Annotated in this window: 22 protein-coding genes and 1 pseudogene; 13 read left to right on the top strand and 10 right to left on the bottom strand. The window is 50.4% G+C overall.

The features are described 5' to 3' along the window. Positions 1-418: 418 nt before the first annotated feature. The 9 genes and pseudogenes from C3432_RS25815 (at position 419) to C3432_RS25780 (ending at position 4,409) form a co-directional block, all read left to right on the top strand. Entirely contained in the window at positions 419-886 is a 468-nt protein-coding gene (locus C3432_RS25815) for a hypothetical protein (RefSeq protein WP_103780283.1), read from the top strand. Further along, positions 883-1,218, top strand: coding sequence for a hypothetical protein (locus C3432_RS25810; RefSeq protein WP_103780281.1), 336 nt, complete (start codon positions 883-885; stop codon positions 1,216-1,218). The genes C3432_RS25815 and C3432_RS25810 overlap by 4 nt, the downstream gene beginning before the upstream one ends. Positions 1,219-1,594: 376 nt before the next feature. Continuing rightward, entirely contained in the window at positions 1,595-2,275 is a 681-nt protein-coding gene (locus C3432_RS25805; protein WP_103780279.1) for a DNA methylase, read from the top strand. Positions 2,276-2,283: 8 nt separating this feature from the next. Beyond that, positions 2,284-2,649 (top strand): annotated as a pseudogene (gene psiB, locus C3432_RS25800) (conjugation system SOS inhibitor PsiB); the annotation flags it as partial. Next, positions 2,646-3,374, top strand: a complete 729-nt coding sequence (locus C3432_RS25795) for a plasmid SOS inhibition protein A (RefSeq protein WP_103780274.1) — start codon at positions 2,646-2,648, stop codon at positions 3,372-3,374. The pseudogene psiB and the gene C3432_RS25795, both read left to right, overlap by 4 nt. Next, positions 3,371-3,697 carry a theronine dehydrogenase gene (locus C3432_RS25790; protein ID WP_103780272.1) on the top strand — a complete coding sequence of 109 codons (327 nt, stop codon included), beginning with the start codon at positions 3,371-3,373 and terminating at the stop codon, positions 3,695-3,697. Before C3432_RS25795 ends, C3432_RS25790 begins: the two co-directional genes overlap by 4 nt. Before the next feature lie 163 nt (positions 3,698-3,860). After that, positions 3,861-3,983: a DUF5431 family protein gene (locus C3432_RS28500; protein ID WP_223156218.1), complete on the top strand. Its 123-nt coding sequence runs from the start codon at positions 3,861-3,863 to the stop codon at positions 3,981-3,983. Beyond that, positions 3,940-4,059 (top strand): type I toxin-antitoxin system Hok family toxin, encoded by a 120-nt coding sequence (locus C3432_RS25785; RefSeq protein WP_223156217.1) that lies wholly within the window; start codon positions 3,940-3,942, stop codon positions 4,057-4,059. The genes C3432_RS28500 and C3432_RS25785 overlap by 44 nt, the downstream gene beginning before the upstream one ends. Positions 4,060-4,205: 146 nt before the next feature. Next, positions 4,206-4,409, top strand: coding sequence for a hypothetical protein (locus tag C3432_RS25780; RefSeq protein WP_146050976.1), 204 nt, complete (start codon positions 4,206-4,208; stop codon positions 4,407-4,409). Positions 4,410-4,768: 359 nt separating this feature from the next. Here C3432_RS25780 and C3432_RS25770 read toward each other — a convergent pair whose 3' ends face one another. After that, the gene (locus tag C3432_RS25770) at positions 4,769-5,056 is read right to left on the bottom strand and encodes a hypothetical protein (RefSeq protein ID WP_103780266.1); all 288 of its coding nucleotides are present in this window, start codon (positions 5,054-5,056) and stop codon (positions 4,769-4,771) included. A 128-nt stretch (positions 5,057-5,184) separates the two neighbouring features. On the opposite strand from C3432_RS25770, the gene C3432_RS25765 reads away from it, so the two are divergent. Beyond that, complete coding sequence (locus tag C3432_RS25765) at positions 5,185-6,018, top strand: DUF932 domain-containing protein (protein ID WP_103780263.1); 834 nt, start codon at positions 5,185-5,187, stop codon at positions 6,016-6,018. A gap of 171 nt (positions 6,019-6,189) precedes the next feature. On the opposite strand, the gene C3432_RS25760 is transcribed toward C3432_RS25765, so the two are convergent. After that, positions 6,190-6,501, bottom strand: coding sequence for a molybdopterin-guanine dinucleotide biosynthesis protein MobC (locus C3432_RS25760; RefSeq protein ID WP_103780261.1), 312 nt, complete (start codon positions 6,499-6,501; stop codon positions 6,190-6,192). Positions 6,502-6,784: 283 nt separating this feature from the next. On the opposite strand from C3432_RS25760, the gene mobA reads away from it, so the two are divergent. The 3 genes from mobA to C3432_RS25740 all read left to right on the top strand — a co-directional run bounded on the left by mobA (position 6,785) and on the right by C3432_RS25740 (position 9,799). Continuing rightward, positions 6,785-7,090 carry a plasmid mobilization protein MobA gene (mobA, locus tag C3432_RS25755; RefSeq protein WP_000045230.1) on the top strand — a complete coding sequence of 102 codons (306 nt, stop codon included), beginning with the start codon at positions 6,785-6,787 and terminating at the stop codon, positions 7,088-7,090. A gap of 2 nt (positions 7,091-7,092) precedes the next feature. Continuing rightward, positions 7,093-9,048, top strand: a complete 1,956-nt coding sequence (traI, locus tag C3432_RS25750; protein ID WP_103780259.1) for a TraI/MobA(P) family conjugative relaxase — start codon at positions 7,093-7,095, stop codon at positions 9,046-9,048. Positions 9,049-9,532: 484 nt separating this feature from the next. Then, complete coding sequence (locus tag C3432_RS25740) at positions 9,533-9,799, top strand: glyoxalase superfamily protein (protein WP_103780255.1); 267 nt, start codon at positions 9,533-9,535, stop codon at positions 9,797-9,799. Positions 9,800-10,226: 427 nt separating this feature from the next. Here C3432_RS25740 and C3432_RS25735 read toward each other — a convergent pair whose 3' ends face one another. The 8 genes from C3432_RS25735 to C3432_RS25695 form a co-directional block, all read right to left on the bottom strand. Beyond that, the gene (locus C3432_RS25735; RefSeq protein WP_103780252.1) at positions 10,227-11,036 is read right to left on the bottom strand and encodes a hypothetical protein; all 810 of its coding nucleotides are present in this window, start codon (positions 11,034-11,036) and stop codon (positions 10,227-10,229) included. Further along, a complete protein-coding gene (locus C3432_RS25730) occupies positions 11,020-11,652 on the bottom strand; it encodes a hypothetical protein (RefSeq protein WP_103780250.1) in 633 nt (210 codons plus the stop codon). Before C3432_RS25730 ends, C3432_RS25735 begins: the two co-directional genes overlap by 17 nt. Beyond that, the gene (locus C3432_RS25725; RefSeq protein WP_064547742.1) at positions 11,649-12,119 is read right to left on the bottom strand and encodes a hypothetical protein; all 471 of its coding nucleotides are present in this window, start codon (positions 12,117-12,119) and stop codon (positions 11,649-11,651) included. Before C3432_RS25725 ends, C3432_RS25730 begins: the two co-directional genes overlap by 4 nt. A 409-nt stretch (positions 12,120-12,528) precedes the next feature. Further along, entirely contained in the window at positions 12,529-13,458 is a 930-nt protein-coding gene (locus C3432_RS25720; RefSeq protein WP_103780248.1) for an Rpn family recombination-promoting nuclease/putative transposase, read from the bottom strand. 99 nt (positions 13,459-13,557) lie between these two features. Beyond that, complete coding sequence (locus C3432_RS25715) at positions 13,558-14,133, bottom strand: DUF2913 family protein (protein ID WP_103780246.1); 576 nt, start codon at positions 14,131-14,133, stop codon at positions 13,558-13,560. Positions 14,134-14,912: 779 nt separating this feature from the next. Further along, positions 14,913-15,452 carry a phospholipase D family nuclease gene (locus C3432_RS25705; RefSeq protein ID WP_103780443.1) on the bottom strand — a complete coding sequence of 180 codons (540 nt, stop codon included), beginning with the start codon at positions 15,450-15,452 and terminating at the stop codon, positions 14,913-14,915. 58 nt (positions 15,453-15,510) lie between these two features. Further along, complete coding sequence (trbC, locus tag C3432_RS25700; protein WP_103780242.1) at positions 15,511-17,706, bottom strand: F-type conjugative transfer protein TrbC; 2,196 nt, start codon at positions 17,704-17,706, stop codon at positions 15,511-15,513. Beyond that, positions 17,693-18,562 (bottom strand): thioredoxin fold domain-containing protein, encoded by an 870-nt coding sequence (locus tag C3432_RS25695; RefSeq protein ID WP_103780240.1) that lies wholly within the window; start codon positions 18,560-18,562, stop codon positions 17,693-17,695. The genes trbC and C3432_RS25695 overlap by 14 nt, the downstream gene beginning before the upstream one ends. Between the last annotated feature and the right edge of the window lie 16 nt (positions 18,563-18,578).

Raw genomic sequence — 18,578 nt, 5'->3', positions numbered from 1 at the left:
CTGTCCTGCAAGTGAAATTTTGCCGTTTCCTGTCAGGTAACTGTTCTGCCTGGAAAAACAGATGTCAGGTTATCCACAGAATCGGTTAATAACCCTGTGGAGGAGCGCAGTAGAACTGTTGGTAGTTCGGGAATATGCCTGCCACCCGCTGCCAGTGTGCCGCGTCCGGGCGGACACGGGACGGGCGTATTTATCGCTCAGGCCCGGCGTCGTTATGATTTACGCCATGCCCTCGCCATGATGAGGTACGCCCTTCAAGCCGCTTTCGCGGCATATCCTCACCGTCGAAAAGATGACGGCTGCGGTATTCCACGGTCGGCGTTGACCCGCTACCGGACTCGACGAACAGGCAGCGTGCGGCAGGGAACGGTATCGCGGTGATGCCTCCTGCTCACCCTGACGGTGTAAGGACAATATTATGTTCAGAGTGACCTGTATCGACCTGGAAAATGGCGAATTTGCGTTGTATATCAACGGACATCATCTCGGCAGTGAAGATGGCAGCGGAGAGAAGCTGTATCTGTGGGAGATTCTGGAACGTTTATCACGGCTGCCTGGCGTGACCACGGAAACTGTGGAGCGGCCTGTGCCGGACAGTGATGAATGGAACTGGAACGATGTGGCCGACAGTGTTTTTCCGGCCAGTATCACGCTGTCACGCACTATGACAGTCGCTGCGTTTAAACAACGCCTTTCTGAATACCCGGACGATACGCTCTGCTGTGGTGCGTTCTGGCTGGCTGAGGATTTTCTGGCACTGGATGACTCCCTTGAGGACGCAGAAGTCGACGCGGCGATGGAGCTGGCGCAGCACAATCATGATGCGAATGACGGATTCAACTGGAGTCACCTGCAGTGGGCAATCAATGAGGTGAAGCGCGTATGAACACCTGGCTTGTGGGATTAAGGGTCGACATCGATGACACGGAAATGATGGTTTATCACATGGTTTCGGCTGAAAACCCGGAACTGGCCGAGGCGGGGGCGATGATGATGGGGCGCAACTGGTGGGAGGACGGGAAAGCCATTCATGAAGGGTACAGCTGGCGCTGGCCACAGGGTGACGTCTGGTTTAACAGCATCGTTCTGCTCGACGACGTGGAGAACAGTATCCTGCGCGGCCTGAAGTTCATCGATGCGTGGACAGTGACCGGCGCGCCGGATGCGCCGGTACTGCGCGACGAGTGGGGAAATGACTGGCGGGATATCACCCGCTGACGGAATGCCGGGCAGGGCGACTGCCCGGTACGTCAGGGAGGAATAATGATGTCGCGTTGCTCCTCATCCATGCCGCGCGTGGCGCGGGGATATCCACTGCCCGGAGCCAGTGTGCCGCGACCGGGCGGACACGGGACGGGCGGCTTTTCCGCTCCTGTCCGGCGTCGCCGTGATTTTACGCCATCCACTCGCATGATGAGGTTCGCCCTTCAAGCCGCTTTCGCGGCATATCCTTGCCGTCGAAAAAACTGACGGCTGCGGTATTCCACGGTCAGCTTGACCCGTTACCGGTCGCGGCGTACAGGCTCCGGGCAGCAGGGAACGGACGTCGTACCGACGTCCTCCTGGGTGCCCCCTGTAACCACGAGGTATCCCCATGTCCCGTTTTATCCTGGGTAACTGCGTCGATATTATGGCCTCCTTTCCGGAGCGCGCCGTTGATTTCATCCTCACCGATCCTCCGTATCTGGTCGGGTTCCGTGACCGTTCCGGTCGCAGTATTGCCGGTGACAAAACCGACGAATGGCTGCAACCCGCCTGCAATGAGATGTACCGCGTGCTCAAAAAAGACGCGCTGATGGTCAGTTTCTACGGCTGGAACCGCGTCGACCGTTTCATGGCCGCGTGGAAAAGTGCCGGGTTCAGCGTGGTCGGGCATCTGGTTTTCACCAAAACCTACTCGTCGAAATCGGCCTATGTCGGCTACCGCCATGAATGCGCCTATATCCTGGCGAAAGGTCGTCCGGCGCTGCCACAGGACCCGTTACCGGACGTGCTGGGCTGGAAATACAGCGGCAACCGTCACCACCCGACTGAAAAGCCTGTTACCAGCCTGCAACCGCTGATCGAGAGCTTCACACACCCGAACGCCATTGTTCTCGATCCGTTTGCCGGTTCCGGCTCCACCTGCGTGGCCGCCGTCCAGTCTGGTCGCCGCTATATCGGTGTTGAACTGATGGAGCAGTACCACAAAGCCGGGATTGAGCGCCTGTCCGCCGTGCAGCGCGCCATGCAGCGCCCGGCCGCCAACGATGTGTTTTATCCGGAGGCCGCGTAATGAACTACGACGGACACGAAGCCCTGCGCCGCGAACTGACCCACGCCGTGATGCGTGACCTGACCTGTCCCGCAGGCTGGGACCTGAACGGCGAATACCGCAGTGAGTTTGGTGGCTTTTTCCCGGTGCAGATCCGTTTCACCCCCTCCCACGGCAATTTCAGCCTGGCGGTATGCAGCCCCGGCGATATCAGCCCGTCCTGGATGGTGGTCTTTATTCCGGTCAGCGGTCGCCCGTTCTCTGTTATCCGCACGCTGCCAGCCTGGTCGCCGGAGGTTATCACGCATACACTCAGCCTGGTGGCTCACCTCGATGCCGATGGTTACAGTCAGGCCAGCATCATCAGCGTTCTGGCTATGGAGGGTGCAGCATGATCCACTCTTCACGCGCCCTCGTCACCCTGAAACCCGCCCGTCAGGCGGCATTACAGGCCATTCTGACCGTGGAAGAATCCCGCCGCCGTGGGGCGCGTCAGCCCTCTCTGCCACATGTGCGCACTTTTTTGCGTGTGCTGACCGGCAGCAGCCGGATTAACACAGCGGTGGCACAGCGTATTCCTGGCCTGAACTGGGAGCCGAAGAACCGCCTGTGCAGTCTCAAACAGGTGGAGGAAGCGCTGGAACGACTGATTGCCAGCAAAGGGGAATATTGCCCGCTGCCGCTCTCCGTGGATGTGCAGGCCGAACTGTTCCCGGAGGTGATACATACCCGGACAGATCGCCGGATGCAGCGCGAGAAAATTGACTTCACCCGCAAAATGCGCCGGGAAGACCGGGCGCTTGAGCATCGCTGGCTGTTACGCCAGAACCTGCTGGGGCAGGCCATGACGGAGCTTAACTTTCAGTCGCCGGAAACCATCAATGCCTGGTATTCGCGCTGGGCTGACGAGTTTGACGCGCGGGAGCTGGCGCAGGGGTTCTGGCAGTGGCGGACGCGGTTTGCCTCGCTGAAGCCGCTGGACTGGCTGCGCGACAGTGATGAGCCGCTGTACAACGTGATGTATGAAATCCGGTTCATTGTCCGGGAAACCCCGGCACATGTGCGCGAGGCCGAACGCTGGCAGGTACCCAACAAGCTGACGGACCGGAGCCGGGGATGAAGTGGCGCTATTCGCTTCGCTGGAAGCTGCCGCACAGACCGTGTCCGGGTCCGCATGAACTGGTATCGGAAGTGGTGGAGGCCGGGCAGCCTGCGCCTGAATCGGTGATGGCCCGCTGGGTGGCAGGTGCCGGGTATGCGGTATGTGTGGATTTCCTGGATGAGAGGCAGGTAAGACGCTGGAGCGATGAGCGGAAAGCGGCTGCCCGCAGACGAAATCTGGAACGCCGCGTAAACCGGATCGCGCCACTGTTTGCCGATGAACTTATCGAGCGGGAACTGGAAACCCGACCGGCGTATTTTCGCGGAAAATCAGCACGATAAGGGCAGGAAACCTGGTCAGACAGTGACGGAGTGCGGTATAATGGCGGTGGCGCTTGAGGCTTTTTGCCTCATGACGTTTCAGATGTTGTGTGGCAGAAAGAAGAAAGCCCCGAGTAATTTTTCAATTAACCCGAGGCTCAATCTTGATACTAGACACATCTAGATTAGCCGCTTACTGCGCTTCGCGCAAGGAGAAGAAGGCTATGAAACTGCCGCGAAACACTCTGTTCTGGTGCGTATTAATAGTGTGTCTCACGCTACTGATATTCACTTACCTGACCCGTAAATCACTCTGTGAAATTCGGTACAGGGACACGAACAGGGAGGTGGCGGCTTTTATGGCTTACGAATCCGCTAAGTAGCTAACCCCGGCGGGGGGAAACCCCCGCCATTCAGGGGCTGATGAATCTGGATGCCTGAAGCGCCTTTATGAAGGGATTGCCGGTTCGCTGGCAATCCCTTTTTCCCCCGCTGGGACGCATACCTGAAGAATCGGGAATGAAGCCAGATGAACACACTTAACGTCATGACTATCGCCACTGCACTGTCTGAAAGAGGACGGAAAACCCTCACCCGTATCATTGACAGCGCACATTACAATGTGGCCTGTGAGCAGGAAGCACATGCGCATTATGGGTTCAGGTTCACCCGAACTGATGCCTGCGTGTACTTTATCCGTGGCGCACTGGAGGCCATTGTCAGGAAGGTGTGACGGACAGGTTCAGGTGCTGTGTGTTGCGTCCCGGAGCATGACATCCAGCAACTGCCGCATTTTTTTACCACTCATTCGCTTCCTGTCGAATTCTGGGATCAGATTCCGGATAGTGAGAGAGACTGTTGCCAGGGCAATGTTACGCCGGATCAGGTCTGCATTCTCATATGCTTTATATGAGCGCAGGCAAACCCCCAGTTCTTCAGCAGCCCTGTCACTGCTCCATCCAAGACCTTTCCTCCACAACCTCAGTTCATATCCGGTCATTTCAGCTATCCAATAAGTGCAAATATTGCACTTATTTTAACTGAAAAAATGAATAAAAATATGCACGATAAAGTGCAATTTCTGCACTTTATTTAAGGCTGTATTTCCACTCTTTGAGTGTCCAAAAATGGCGGGATCAACACGCCTTCGGTTGCCGTTCCGGCAACGCGGCTCTCACTGGCCGCTGTGCGGCCGCTGATGAAAGCCGGTAAACCGGCTTCTCCTGGTGTTTCCTCCCTGCCGTCGTCAGCGGTGTTCACTTTTGCTGTGACTGACGCTACCCCGTTCCGGTCCTGAAACAAGGTAAGGCTGAAGCCCGCTGCCTGCACCCGTTCGCGCGTCTTCCCTCCGGTCAGCCGCTTGCGCTGCGGCTTTGTCATCGCCCTTGTTTACGTCCCTGATGGAACGGGGCGGTCATGTGTCACAGCAACGTGCTCCCCGCCATCCGGAAACGGGAAAAGGGACACCAGTAAGAAGCCGTAAGGCGCAACCATCAAGGAGATCAATTATGGCCCGTTTATCATCTGTTTTCCGTTCTGCAAATGTCATCCGTAAAGAACGTGCGCTGACCAATGATGAACTTATGCGCTGTGTACCCAGCGTATTTTCAGGGGAAAAACACGAATCCCGCAGCGATCGCTACACCTACATCCCGACAATCACTCTGCTGGATAACCTGCGCAAAGAAGGGTTCCAGCCGTTTTTCGCCTGCCAGACCCGAACGCGCGATGCCGGAAAGCGCGAGCATACGAAACATATGCTGCGTCTTCGCCGTGAAGGTGAGATTGCGGGAGAGGAAGTGCCGGAAATTATTCTCCTTAACAGTCACGATGGCAGTAGCAGCTATCAGATGATCCCAGGCATGTTCCGCTTCGTGTGCATGAACGGCATGGTCTGCGGGCAGACTTTCGGTGAAATCCGCGTGCCGCATAAAGGCGATGTTGTCGGACAGGTCATTGAAGGAGCTTTCGAAGTCCTGGACATTTTCGATGGTGTCAAAGAATCACGCGGTGAGATGAAAGAGATTGGCCTCAGCAAAGACGAACAGCGCATTTTTGCGGAGATTGCCCTCAACTGGAAATATGACGATAAAGGGGAGGGAAAGCATATTCCTCTTGAACCAGATGATATTTTGCAGGTTCGCCGTCACGAAGATAATAAAGACGATCTCTGGACAACCTACCAGCGCGTTCAGGAAAATATGACGAAAGGCGGTCTGTGGGGTAAGAACGCGAAAGGGAAACATCAACGGACACGCGCCGTTAACGGCATCGATGGTGATGTCAAACTTAACCGAGCGCTGTGGGAGATGGCGGAAAAAATGAAAGCACTGAAATCATAATCAGAATGGCGGAGGAACAGACCTCCGCCTTTTTACGTCCGGTCATTTTTCACCGGTATTGAACCGGTTCAAAATGATCCCCCGCCCGCCGAAAGAGAACCGCCACTATTGTGACGCTTCTCTTTCACCTGTCCGCCACCGGGGGCTCCCCAAAGCGCCAGGATACTGCTATTACTGAGCAGATTTATCGGTCGCCTTAACGCCAGAATTTTTATTTCTTGCCGTCCGCGAAGGTGATTTCTTTGCGGAATTCAGAACATCACGAACAGATTTCGCACTTGCCTTAATGCCAGCAGTATCCAGTGCGCTTCGAATGTCTTCCACGCTATAACCCTTTTTGAGTGAGAGTTCAACAATCAGCTCTTTAAGCTGTTCAAGAACAGCCGACTTGGTCAGGCGAGTTGGCGTCAAATCGGGCATCTCACTCAGGGCCGCTTTAGCCAGCTCAATGTCTTCTATGCTGTACCACTTTTTATCCATCATCCAGGTAATCTCCGTGACATTTCAGGCAATTTCAGTACCTGAAAGTATACCGATTTTATATAAACCGCTGCCACCAAAATCACTTCTTCATGGTGTAATGACAATCCAGACGATGCGAGGCATAATAAACAAATCGGCACTAAAAGAAGGGACAAGATGTGTTTTGTAGCACCGCCTGCACGCAGTCGGCCCTACAAAACTCTTGGTCAGGGCGAAGCCCCGACACCCCGATTCAGTTAAAACCAAGACAACACCGAGAAAAAGGTCGCCAGAAAAGGCACAGATGAGCAAGAGCGAGAAGCGAAACAGAACAGCACTCCTTCCCAGTGTTCGCTGCCTTCCGGAAGAGAAGGAAGCCATTCAGGAGAAAGCAAAAGCCGCCGGGCTAAGCCTCGGTGAGTTTCTGCGTCGTTCTGCCCTGGGGCGCCGCATCGATGCTCAGTGTGATACGGAAATGATCATGGAATTGCGTCGTCTTGGGGGGCTGCAAAAGCATCTCTTTAAGGAAGGTAACGGCGTACTGAGTAAGGAATACTCTCAGGTGCTGGTTGCATTACAGAAAGCTCTTCTGCGAGTAGGTCAGGGCTGAATATGATAGGGCGCATTCCTCCGAAACGACGTGACGGTAAAAGCAGCTTCCTGAAACTGGTTGCTTACTCTGTCATTCGTGATGAAGACAAACCTGATGTTCCGCTAGAGCCTGATCATCCCGACTGGCGACGCCCTAAATCGAAGGATGAAATATTTAACAGGTTGCTGGATTACATTACCCGCAGCGGTGATGAAAGCGTCATGCAGATACTTAGTACGGATGAGTATGGCCGCCAGCGTGTTTTATTTGATGGTGTTATGTGTGAAACGAACACCTTCAGTCTGGCAACGGCATCTGTGGAAATGAAGGCTGTTGCTTTGCAAAACACCCGCTGTAAGGACCCTGTTCTGCACTATTTCCTTTCATGGCCAGTGACGGATAACCCGACACATGACCAGATTTTTGACAGTGTCAGGCAGTCGCTCATCGAATTCGGAATGGAAGAACACCAGTACGTTGCAGCCATTCATACCGATACCAATAACATTCATTGCCATATTGCAGCCAACCGTATTCATCCAGAGACTTACAAAGCAGCAGATGACTCATATACGTTTCGTAAACTGCAAAGAGTGCTGAGGAAGCTCGAGCTTAAACACAACTGGACTCCCACGAATGGGAAGCGTGATGAACCGCCTGTACCACAGGGTGCGGTCGCAATGGAGTATTATGCGGATCAGGAAAGTCTGCACAGTTATGCCATGAGAACGTGTGCGGATGATATGGAGAAGCTGATTGTCAGAGAAGATCTTACCTGGAAGGATGTGCACAAACTTCTGGTCAGGCAGGGACTGAAGCTTGAAAAGAAAGGGAAGGGATTAGCGATATCTTCTCTCGATGAGAATAACGTAACCCCAATTAAGGCAAGCAGTTTACATCCGGACTTGACGCTCAGTTGCCTGGAGGATGACCTTGGCCCGTTTGAGCGAATGGAAGATATTGGTCGATATACGCTTGATGAAAATGATGCAGGCGAAGATGCCCTGATCCATATGTATCGTTATGAACCGGCGTTGCATAAACGGGATGAAGGGGCGAGGGCTGCAAGACGTGAAGCACGCGCAGCTGCGAGGCGTGAACTGTTTGACCGATATAAAAAATACTCCAACGGCTTCAAACGTCCGAAGATGGCAAGTACGGAAGCGACCAAACAGTTTAAGGCGTTGTCCAATCGCTATGCCTGGAAGAAAGAGCAGGTCCGGTATATCTTTGATGATCCGTTAATCCGTAAAGCCGTTTACCGTGTTCTCGAAGCGGAACGACAGAAGGAATATGAGGCATTAAAGGCGCAGATCAAACAGGAACGGGATGCGTTTTACAAAGACCCGACTAATCGGAAACTCACCCGGCAGGAATGGGTTGCACAGCAGGCGCTTAAACAGGATCAGGCTGCAATCTCATGTTTGCGTGGGTGGTCTTATCGTTACAAGCGCAACGCCTTAACTCCGGCACTGTCGGAGAATGCCATCGTGTGTGCGGTGGCCGATGATATTAAACCCTATAACGTGCAGAGTTACGACACTGTAGTCAATCGCGACGGAACCATACAGTACAAACAGAATGGCATTGTTCAAATCCAGGATAAGGGTGACCGTATTGAAATTGCCGATCCATATGCTCTGGGCGGGCAGCATATCGCCGGTGCAATGGTGATTGCGGAAGAAAAATCCGGGGAGAAAATGCAGTTCAGTGGAGACAGCGCATTTGTCGGTGTAGCCTGTAACATCGTGCCGTGGTTCAACAGCGGGGGAGAAAAACCGCTTCCGCTGACAGACCCACGGCAGCGGGTTATGGCTGGTTACGATAAGCCTGAAACACACTCTGACAGGCCTGTGATGACGCATCGTATTGTGGATGAAGAAACGTATCTGGCGTCCCGTCAGGGAGTCAGAGCTGTCGATGATCGTGAAACTGATGAGCTGAAGCCCGAAAAGAATACTCATCGTCTGCGATGATGCGCCCTACAGATATTGCGGGAAGATCGACGGTAACATCTGGAAGGATATCATAATACTGTCGATCAATAAGCCGACGCCCCGTCAGGGCGGCTGCTGAGTGGCTTAGTTATATCCAGTTCTCATCGGTGCAGGTTTTTTCCGATGGAGTTTCCTGCTTAGTGATGTATCGTGGGGCAACGAACCGGTCTTCATCCTTAGCCAGATGAAATGTGGCCACGGACCGAGTGAGATGCACAGACTGTTCTTCAACATTGGATTCTGTGGTAGCGACCTCTTCCACCAGGGCCGCATTCTGCTGTGTGACAGGCCGTGAAATTAATACCTGATGATGCACCGGTAAACGCGTTGCATTTCATATCTAACGGCTGGAAAAGTGGCGCGGAGTGATTCTGCGGTTAATGCCGGTGTTTACATTTCGCGTAGTGGGGGACTGGCTAATGCTGCGCCCCATGAGTTAACGCCTGTTCTTAAAGGTAACTAAATGTCTAAAGAACTTTTGATGGAACGTATAAGCCGATTTGATTTACAGGATCAAGGCGTTGAAATTCTTCTGGCCCTCGATGGTTTCATCGTTAATGAACCTCTGAATGTTCGACAATTAAAGATGCATGCAAAACTCATGAAAAACACCTTGTCAACAAAGGGAATTGTTGTAAAAACCACTCAATCACAGGAGCTTGTAGCATTATTTCACGGTTTTAAAGACTGGAGAAATGCAGTTGATCAGCTAGGTAGTTCAGAGTCGTAAACTATTAGATGTCGACAACATCAGAGGCCGCCTGGAAAACGGAGAATAGCCTACGCTAAGCTTTCTTCACACAGGCAGGAGTTGACGGTCTGCAATGAGCGAAGAACGGAAGTTCGCAGTTGATCAGCTAAATAGCCGCATTACTAGGGTGTGTCCCTTAACCTCATTGCACTGCTAAAAAGATGCAGATAGTAGGTTGTTAATCTGTCAAAACACACTCATTTTGTTTATTTTTTAGTCGAAAATTATCTCTTTAGGTAATTTCCCTTTCGTTCCGTAAAGACTAAATCTGTACAAAAAATAGTTACGGGACACAGCCTAACATTGCAGCGTGTTAATCAACGGGGAGCAGATCAGTACCACTTGAATTAAGATAAATTCAGAAGAGATGCAAAAAAGCCCCATATCAAACGGAGCTTTTAAGAAATTAATCATTATACCTCTTGGAAGATATTAATTTTTCTTTATTTTCTGCTGCGAGTGTTAAAGGTGAGCTTACATCGGAAACGTGGAAGCGTTCCAAATGGTTCTCGATAAATCTTTGCCCTTGATTTGTTAGTCTATCAATGCTCTCGTTAAGATTTACAATGTCTCTGTTCAACTCTTCGAGGAAACGAGTAGATGTGGTTATTATATTACCCATTTTAGTATCGACAGCTTTGATTAGAATATCCTTTGCTCTCTCATTATCACCAAATTTTTCTTCTATCCTAAGGAAGTCATTCATTGCTTCTTCAATAGCTGTATCCTGAAGTTCTTTATACTGAATAGTTTTGTCATATACTAGTTGTTGAGCTCGCTCCTTGAGTTCAAGTTGCATATGACCTATGGCATTTATAGTTTCTACATTTAACTTAGTAAGTTGTTCAAGATAAAGGGCAATAGCAGCAGTGGTTCGCTCCATACGCTCAAACTCTTTATCTTTTTTCCATTCTTGGATTTCTGCTACAGCTTTTTCAATTTCACGCACCCTACGAACTTCAAGATCAACTTCAAGCTCTTTCTCTTGAGATCTTAGTTGATGTTTCAGCTCCATTTCTTTAGTTTTGAATTCGTGTTCAGTTCTGGATTGAGCTGTTAACGTATCTATATTACGTTTGTGAGCGGAGTCTTGTGAGGATTCAGATCTCTCATGAGATCTTGTTTTAAGCGGCTCAGAAGCCCAATCACACAAAACTTCAATTGGCTTACTCACACAACTAAGAAGGGCATTACCAACATTACTTAACCAGCCCATTTTGCTCTCCTAATAATTTATTGAATAATCTATCAAAAAGAACCTGTTCTTTTCGTCTCAAGTAATTGATTTCTTCAATTCTATCCTTGTCTCTTTCAAAGACTGACAATATATTTCCAATTTGGTTTACTTTATCATCTAGAAAAAAAACATAAGAATTTGAAGTGCCTCTGGAATGTTTGAAGCCAACAAATTCTTTGGCAATGTATTTCAGTTTATTTTGCATATTAATATCTTCAAAGTCAGTAATATTATTAGAAATTTTTTCTAAATTATTGCTGATGAAAATAGAGTATTCCCTTTCAAAAGAGAGGGATAAAAGATTCTCATTTCTCTCATATTGAAATAAACAAGAAAATAATTGAGGGTGTTCATTTATACTACGCGAGACCAGGTCCTCTCTTGCTTCTCGTAAAGCTGTTAACAGCTCAGTCAGTGACTTTCTCATCGGTTCTTGAGTAATTTTGGCTTCTGCTAATTTTAATCGCAGAACTAAATAAAACGTGCTCACTAAGGATTCAATAGCACCGCGATATAATGCATTTTCTACGGCTTTAAATTTTCCAACCAAATGCAAAACATTTATTAATTCCTTTATGTGAGCACTTTTTTTCATTCTAAGTTATCAGAAGATAAATTAGGTTTGCTTAATTTCGCCTCAGAACGAATTTTCCCAATAGTATCAAGCGTATGCTCTTCAATTAAGCTGCTACTGAGATCTAAGCTTTTAGTGTAACTATCGACTAGTTCTTTTAACCATTTTGAAGCAACTGACTGATCAACTTGAGATTCACTGAGTGTCTCTGAAACCTCTTTCAGGGTCTCAGAAAAAAATTTTGAACGTTCTTTTCGCAAGTCCTCTTGTAAGGTACTAGCGAACTTAATTTCTTCTTTATATGCCTTAACAAGTTCAAGATAGTTTTTCTCAAAAGTGTACAAAACTTCTAACTTGTTTTTAAGTCGCTCTAAACTAACATAGTCGTTTAGATCTTTTTTTAGCACTTCTGTTAATTGTTTGTTGATTGAGTCATCAGCACCTGATGCTTTGACTGCCGAAGATATTAGCTGAGCGAGATCTGTCATATCTTGTTATCCGTTTGGTTTATAGTCATTTTATCTTACATATTTATACATGTTTGCATGAATCAAAATCAAAGGAAATTTATTCTTTTTCATCAAAAATTGTGAATAGTCATAGGGTTGGCTGATATTTTAGTTTTGCAATAAACACTCGCCTTTGCTCTGGTCGAACGTGAGCCATGACAGTCAGCTTCTCACGGCACATGCCAGAACTTCAGCACTGTTAGTTCGTCTGCTTCTGGCACACAGCGGCCTGTCAGTTTAGATTTAGCTCTGGACCGGACCATAGCTGTGTCAGGTCAAGTCTGAGCTAATACAATTAAGACTAATGCAAAAGAGTACGTGTGGCACACGGTAAAGAAAACCCCGTCAGTACAGAACCGACGGGGTTATATTCCGGGGAACAGGCCGATTAATGGCGGATTTGGTCCAGGTCTTCCGCTGTCAGACCGGTCATCTTCATGACGGTATTGTGGTCGAGACCGTTTTGCAGCATGGTACGGGCTACTTCGAGCTTGCCTTCATTCCGGCCTTTCTCTTCGCCGATCTGGATACCTTCAAGGCGGCCTTTCTCGATGCCTTTCTGTTCAAGCTGTTGTGCGATGGTCATGAGTGCGTCTCCGTGTTGCGGCACACGCTGTGCCAGTTCGCGAACAAAGGCTTCGGAGTCAGCTGACTCGCCTGCCTGTAGTAGGTAGTGTATCAGCGCAATCACCTGGGGTGAAGAGAGGTAATCCGCCATCAACAGCGTGACCAGACGATCGGTCAGCGTGGCGATGTCACGCTGATGGATATGCTTTTGCAGCAACGTCAGTGCTGCCATGCTGCGATGATTCATTATTTCATCATCCGGAATAACGGTCACATCAACCAGCGGATAAGCCCCGCCATAGACTTTACCCGCCAGTTCGGGGTTATCAAATTCATCCAGCCATCGGGTGGAGTAGGGGTACGGACTGCGTTTCCCCACATAAAACAATACCGGTATTACCAGCGGCAGTTTTTTATGGCCAGCATCGAGATGGCGTTGCATCGCGGCGACTGCATAGCGGGTCATGCGAAAGGCCATGTGAACATCCGGCGAGCTCTGGTGTTCAATCAGCACATGAACATATCCGGTCCCTTCAGTCGTTTCCAGGCTGTAAAGCACGTCGCTGAAATACTGGCGAAGGTCATCTTCGACAAAAGAGCCTGATTCAAGCTTCAGCGTACTGAGGTCACAGATGGCGCGCAGTTCGGCCGGAAGATGTAGTTCCATAAAGTCGCGTGCTATCTCTGGCTGTGCCAGAAACTGCCGGAATGCCGCATCATGCGGTGTGGGTGTGCTGTTTTTCTTCTTCATCGGTACAGACCTGAACGTTGATTTTTCTATCTTATCACAAAGAGGAATACAGGGATTGTGTCAGGCTTTAGTGCGCCGGGGGCGCACTGTACTGGAGGATCAGGGAGTCAACAGCAGGAGATTGTTGGAGGGACAAACGGAAACAGACGGACTGAGCAGTCTGGATAACATCTGAGTGGCATACTCAGCGTCTCCGGTGATACGCACTGGCAGAGGCTTAAGTTGTTTTCCTTCCTCACTGAATGCTTCCTGAAGGGCGGGTAATTCAATGTAGATGGCCGGACTGAATGGGCCTTCCCATTCCTTTTTCCAGTCTGCAGTCGAGAGGGTATGGCTTCTCCAGCCATTGTTTTTGAGTTCTTCCAGCGCAAAGGTCAGGCGAAATAAATCACTCTGTTCGCTGATATCTTCACAGCAGGACTTGTAGATAAAGGTGAGCTTGCGTCTCAGCCCCGCTATGATCCCCTGTTGCTTTCCGATGCGAACCAGATAATCAATTTCACTGGCAATTTCCCGGGGGAATAATTTTCTTTTCTGGGCCGTTGTCAGCCAGTTCATCAAAAAGATATGTTCCTGAACTGAAGTGGTGACGATGTTATCGCGGCGGGCAATGCCAAGCGCAACCTGTGCGCACCATGCCAGGTGGCCGAGTAATTCAGTAGTATTTGTAGCCATTTTTATTCCATTTATATATTAAATATGTGGCAGGGAAATAGATTTTTTATCAACGGATTAATGAGCGTGGCGAACGTGAAAATGACCGGTATAAATAATATTGGCGATATCAAAGGTACAGGGAGTGTTTTTTTGTATGTACTTTTCGCAGGCATTATATATGCCGAAAAAAGTGAATGATGACAGGTATAATAATGAAGCCATAACATGGTCATTAATCTGTTTATTTCTTAAGTTTCGCTGAAATCACAGGGTTCAAATGCTCTGCAGTCCTCCCAGATGATTTTACACAGTGGGCAGGTTACTTTGCCAACGGTCGTCAACTTAGCTTCTTCGACCATTTCGGCCAGCATTTCAGAGCAACACAGCGATTCGAAACCATGTGCGCCTGTTGCGATATGCGTATGTGTTTCATCACGAACCCTGTCCTGCCAGCGATAGACTGTCCTTTGTGTCACCATCCTGGGTAATGGATATCGTAGTGTACGATAACCCCCTGGCGAGATTGGCGAACCCGGAAGTATGAAATACCCTTTCCCTGAGTCAGTATCGTAATAAAATTCAGTCAACCCATCACATATCATATCGTCCCTGATGGCTTGCTCCAGCTTCCAGCTATGTAGTTGAGGTTGTGTGCTAAAGCGAACGAATTGACTACCAAACAAGTGATAGACCCCCCTGTAACGGGATTCAAATACAATGTCTATGGTGCTCATAATTGTCCTGACGGCGTTATTCATTGGAAGTTGAGCCCGCGTTGTGTCTGCTGCGGCCGGATATTAATACGTCGATTTCCAGTCACGGCCCGCCTGCCAGCGTGACTGCCAGTGCTGAAGATATTGCTGTGCCAGCTCCGGCACATCCTGAATGAGGATAGCGTTCTCAGAATTGGACTTATTTGCTGCGGTGCTGAAATTAAAAGAGCCGGTTTCAACGTTGGCGCCATCCGTAATAATGACCTTGTCGTGCATGATTTTGTATTTACTGACCGTGCGCAGCGGGATATCAGCATTTACCAGCAGGTTCATCGCTGATTTACTGGCTTTGCATTTCTCGCAGGTATTCCCCTTTTCATCGATAACGACCCTGACGTCAACGCCGCGTTTTTTGGCATTAATCAGGGCTTTTACCACCTCGGGCGAGGTAAAAGAATATGCCATCATCCGGACAGACTGCCTGGACTGGTTGATGGTATTCAGTACGACCTGCTGCGCGGTGCCTTCCGGAGAGAAACCCACCTGGATGGAAGCGGCCGTCACGGTACAGACCGGAATACCCGCCAGAAAAACCAGTGCCAGTGACCTGAGTGATGCGCTCATGACATGTGCGGAACGGGATCTGAACATTTTTATTTCCTTATGCTGAGTGGGGGCGGGGTTACTGCTCCTGAGACATAAACGCCGTCGACTTTCTGGCCAGACGATGCGCCATTGCGTCAGACACCCGGAGAGGGTTCGGCTGCGTCTTGACGGTAAACCATTTTTTCCCGCGTTTTTTCAGGACGTCGCGCGCGGCTTCAAAGAGCAGAATGCCGCGCTGTGTCGGGGTGTAGCTGATATCGCAGCGGTTATCGAGATCCAGCGCGACCTTCATCAGCCTGGCCAGTATCGGGTCCATGAGCGGCGGTAGCGTGTGTGTTTCACTGCCGGCGATGATTTCATCCGTTCTCTGTAACAGCATACTGACTTCCAGTTCTGACGGAGGAAGCAGGCGTCTGAGATGAGGATTCTGTGCGACCAGGTCTGCCTCGGTCGGCTTTCCTGTATCGATGAACCGGTTGATCCGAAGTGACAGTTTTGAGGATATCTTCTCACTATCCGGGATATAGATTGCACTGCTGGGAACCAGAGCGCTTTTGAAGGAGATGAACCCTTCACCCGGATTAAGGTCTTTAAGTTCATCCAGCGTTATCCGGTTTTTCTCACGGATATAGGTGGTATTGGCCTCTTCATAGCTGCTGCTGACCGTACCGGGCGTTCGTTTCATCTCACCGAGTTCAGCATAGTAGTCCTTTCCGGCCGTGTCTTTGGCCAGTTCAAAGGTGTCTTTTTCATCCTGCATGGCCATAAACCACTTCACGAGCGTATTGGCGTTCACTGTCTGGTATTCACCCTTAAACTGCGCCACAAAGCGCTGGATATCCTGGGCTGAAATGACCAGCATGACACCCAGACTTCGCATCTGTGCGGCGAGGTCATCCATGCCAGGCGCAAAATAGCTTGCCAGTTCATCATGCGCATCAATGAAGGGGAAAGGGTTATAGAACTTCGCACTGGTCAGCACATCCTTGCTTTTCCCCTCGAGCTGGTAGCCGAGGTCACGGGCGTAGACCATGCGTTTTGCTGAAATGTATAATTTCCCCAGGTTAGCGGATTCGCTTTTGGATAATTCCAGCGCGGGAATGAGCACGACCAGGGTGCGATCGTTATGCAGCACATCGCTGAGATCAATGTCGCCGGCATCGGAAGAAAAAATGTGGCCATAGACGTCGTTGAACATGGCCAGCATGCGGGAGAACTGCTGCGTCAGGAAGCCATGCTGGTCATAAACACCCTGGTCCCACTCCGACGACTTGCTGACCAGTTCCATGCGAAAGCCTGCCAGATTACTGAGATACGCCTCCAGCGCACTGACGGCTTCGTCGTGCCAGCCGTTTTGCTTCGCTTCAATATACAGATCTGCCATTTCCTTCAGCGGCAGGTGCTTCTGTATCATCGACTGTGAGAGGCGGATATTGTCTTTCCTGCACTTGTAATACAGCGCATACACCAGACCATACAGCATGGGTTTGGCTTTATCCTGCCAGCCGGCTTCGTTTGAACCGACCTGCGGTAACAGGGATTCCATCAGCTGGATGATGAAGGTGGCGGTGGCATCGCCAAAAAAGTTGATTGAGTTTGACTGTGGACGGGTCCGGTCGTTGCCCAGAAGTTCGTCGAACCGGTCACGACCGCCGTTGAGAAAGTTCAGGACATAGTAATTATCCTCCTGACCGTAACGACGCATCAGCGACCAGATGGCGTAGGCCAGTTTCGTTTCTGCCTTGCCATCGGAGAACATCATGCCCCGTCCCATGCAGAGACTGTTGAGCTGCAGGGAAAGGAGCGCTTCAGTTTTACCCGAGCCGGTGGTGGCCAGTAGCTGCATGTGCCGGAGACAGTCATCACGCGTCAGCCACAGTTCCCGTCCGAGGAATCGCCGTCTGGCATGCCCCAGACACATAATGCCGGCAGATTTCTCCCATGTCAGTCGGCGCCGGGTGAAACGAAAAAGGCCCATCGGGCCTTTAAATTCCAGTGCGTTTTCGCGTTCGGTGGTCATGTCAAAACCGCCGATATCCTTTGGCATGCGCAGCGGCATCCGGAACAGCTGACCGAAGAATGTCAGCAGCCAGATAGACGTGGCGAAAACGCCGGGGAGCAGTATCCAGGTACGCAGGAATGTCAGTACCAGAATAACCACAAGCCCCGCCTGTACGGTGGCCGGGGCCAGCAGGTAATCGTCTATCCATGTGGACTGTGTTATCTGTCTGACTCTCTGTTTATCAACGGGCTGGGTATTACCGGTGGTCATTGCCAGGCTCCTTTATGGGGGCATTCAGGAAGCGGTCCAGCGCGTCATCACTGGTGAGGGCGCTGAAGGGGATATCCCGGCCATCATCCGCAATTAACTGTGGCGTGCCCGGGAGCTGGTAATAGTCAAAGGCGCGGTCATTGATTGCGAGAGCATGTTCCCCGTCCGTGCAGCTGACCTGTGCCGGTGCGTCTGTTTCCGCAGCGGAACGGGACTGCACACCCTCCGTCTTAAAGAGGGACTGCCAGAGCTGCGCGCGTTTTTGCGGGGCGGCACAAAGAACCGGTGCCACGGCTTCAGTGGTGCTTTGTTTCCCGACCAGCGTCACCGGGAAGATAACCACGTTGTAATCGCGCGTCAGTGCCTCAAGTGTGGGCTCGATTTCACGGCAGTGAGGGCAGAGTGGGTCTGAAAAGACATAAATCGTCCGTACGCGGCCGCCGGATAAATTAATGGTGTAACGACCGCTGTCGGTGGCCTTTTTAAGACTGGCAGCACGGATAACCCGGGGGTCGTCAGGTGTGACCTGGATGGACGGCGCAAAGGTGAGTAATAATGACGTCAGCACAAGCACCAGTATCATCCCCAGGAATATCAGTGCCCTTTTATTCTGCTCTTTATGATGGCGCTGCCTTTCATCCTGCATAGCCTTCAGCAGCATGGCCGCTCTTTCAGGCGTTTCAGCCTGGTAAATCTCCTGGGGGGACTGCGTTTTGCTGTCATGCACCACCACATTCCCACGGAGATAAAAACGACTTAAGGGGCCAGGCATAACCAGAAATAACGGGGTCTGTGAATTACCAGCGTAAGCTGCCAGCATCCCGTTTTTAAACAGGACGGAAAAGGTATCAGACATGATAATTAAATCCTTG

The organism is Citrobacter amalonaticus, from assembly GCF_002918555.1.
Lineage (GTDB): Bacteria > Pseudomonadota > Gammaproteobacteria > Enterobacterales > Enterobacteriaceae > Citrobacter_C > Citrobacter_C amalonaticus_A.
Note: the sequence above shows the minus strand (reverse complement) of the source record. Positions and strands in the feature narration are given on the sequence as shown.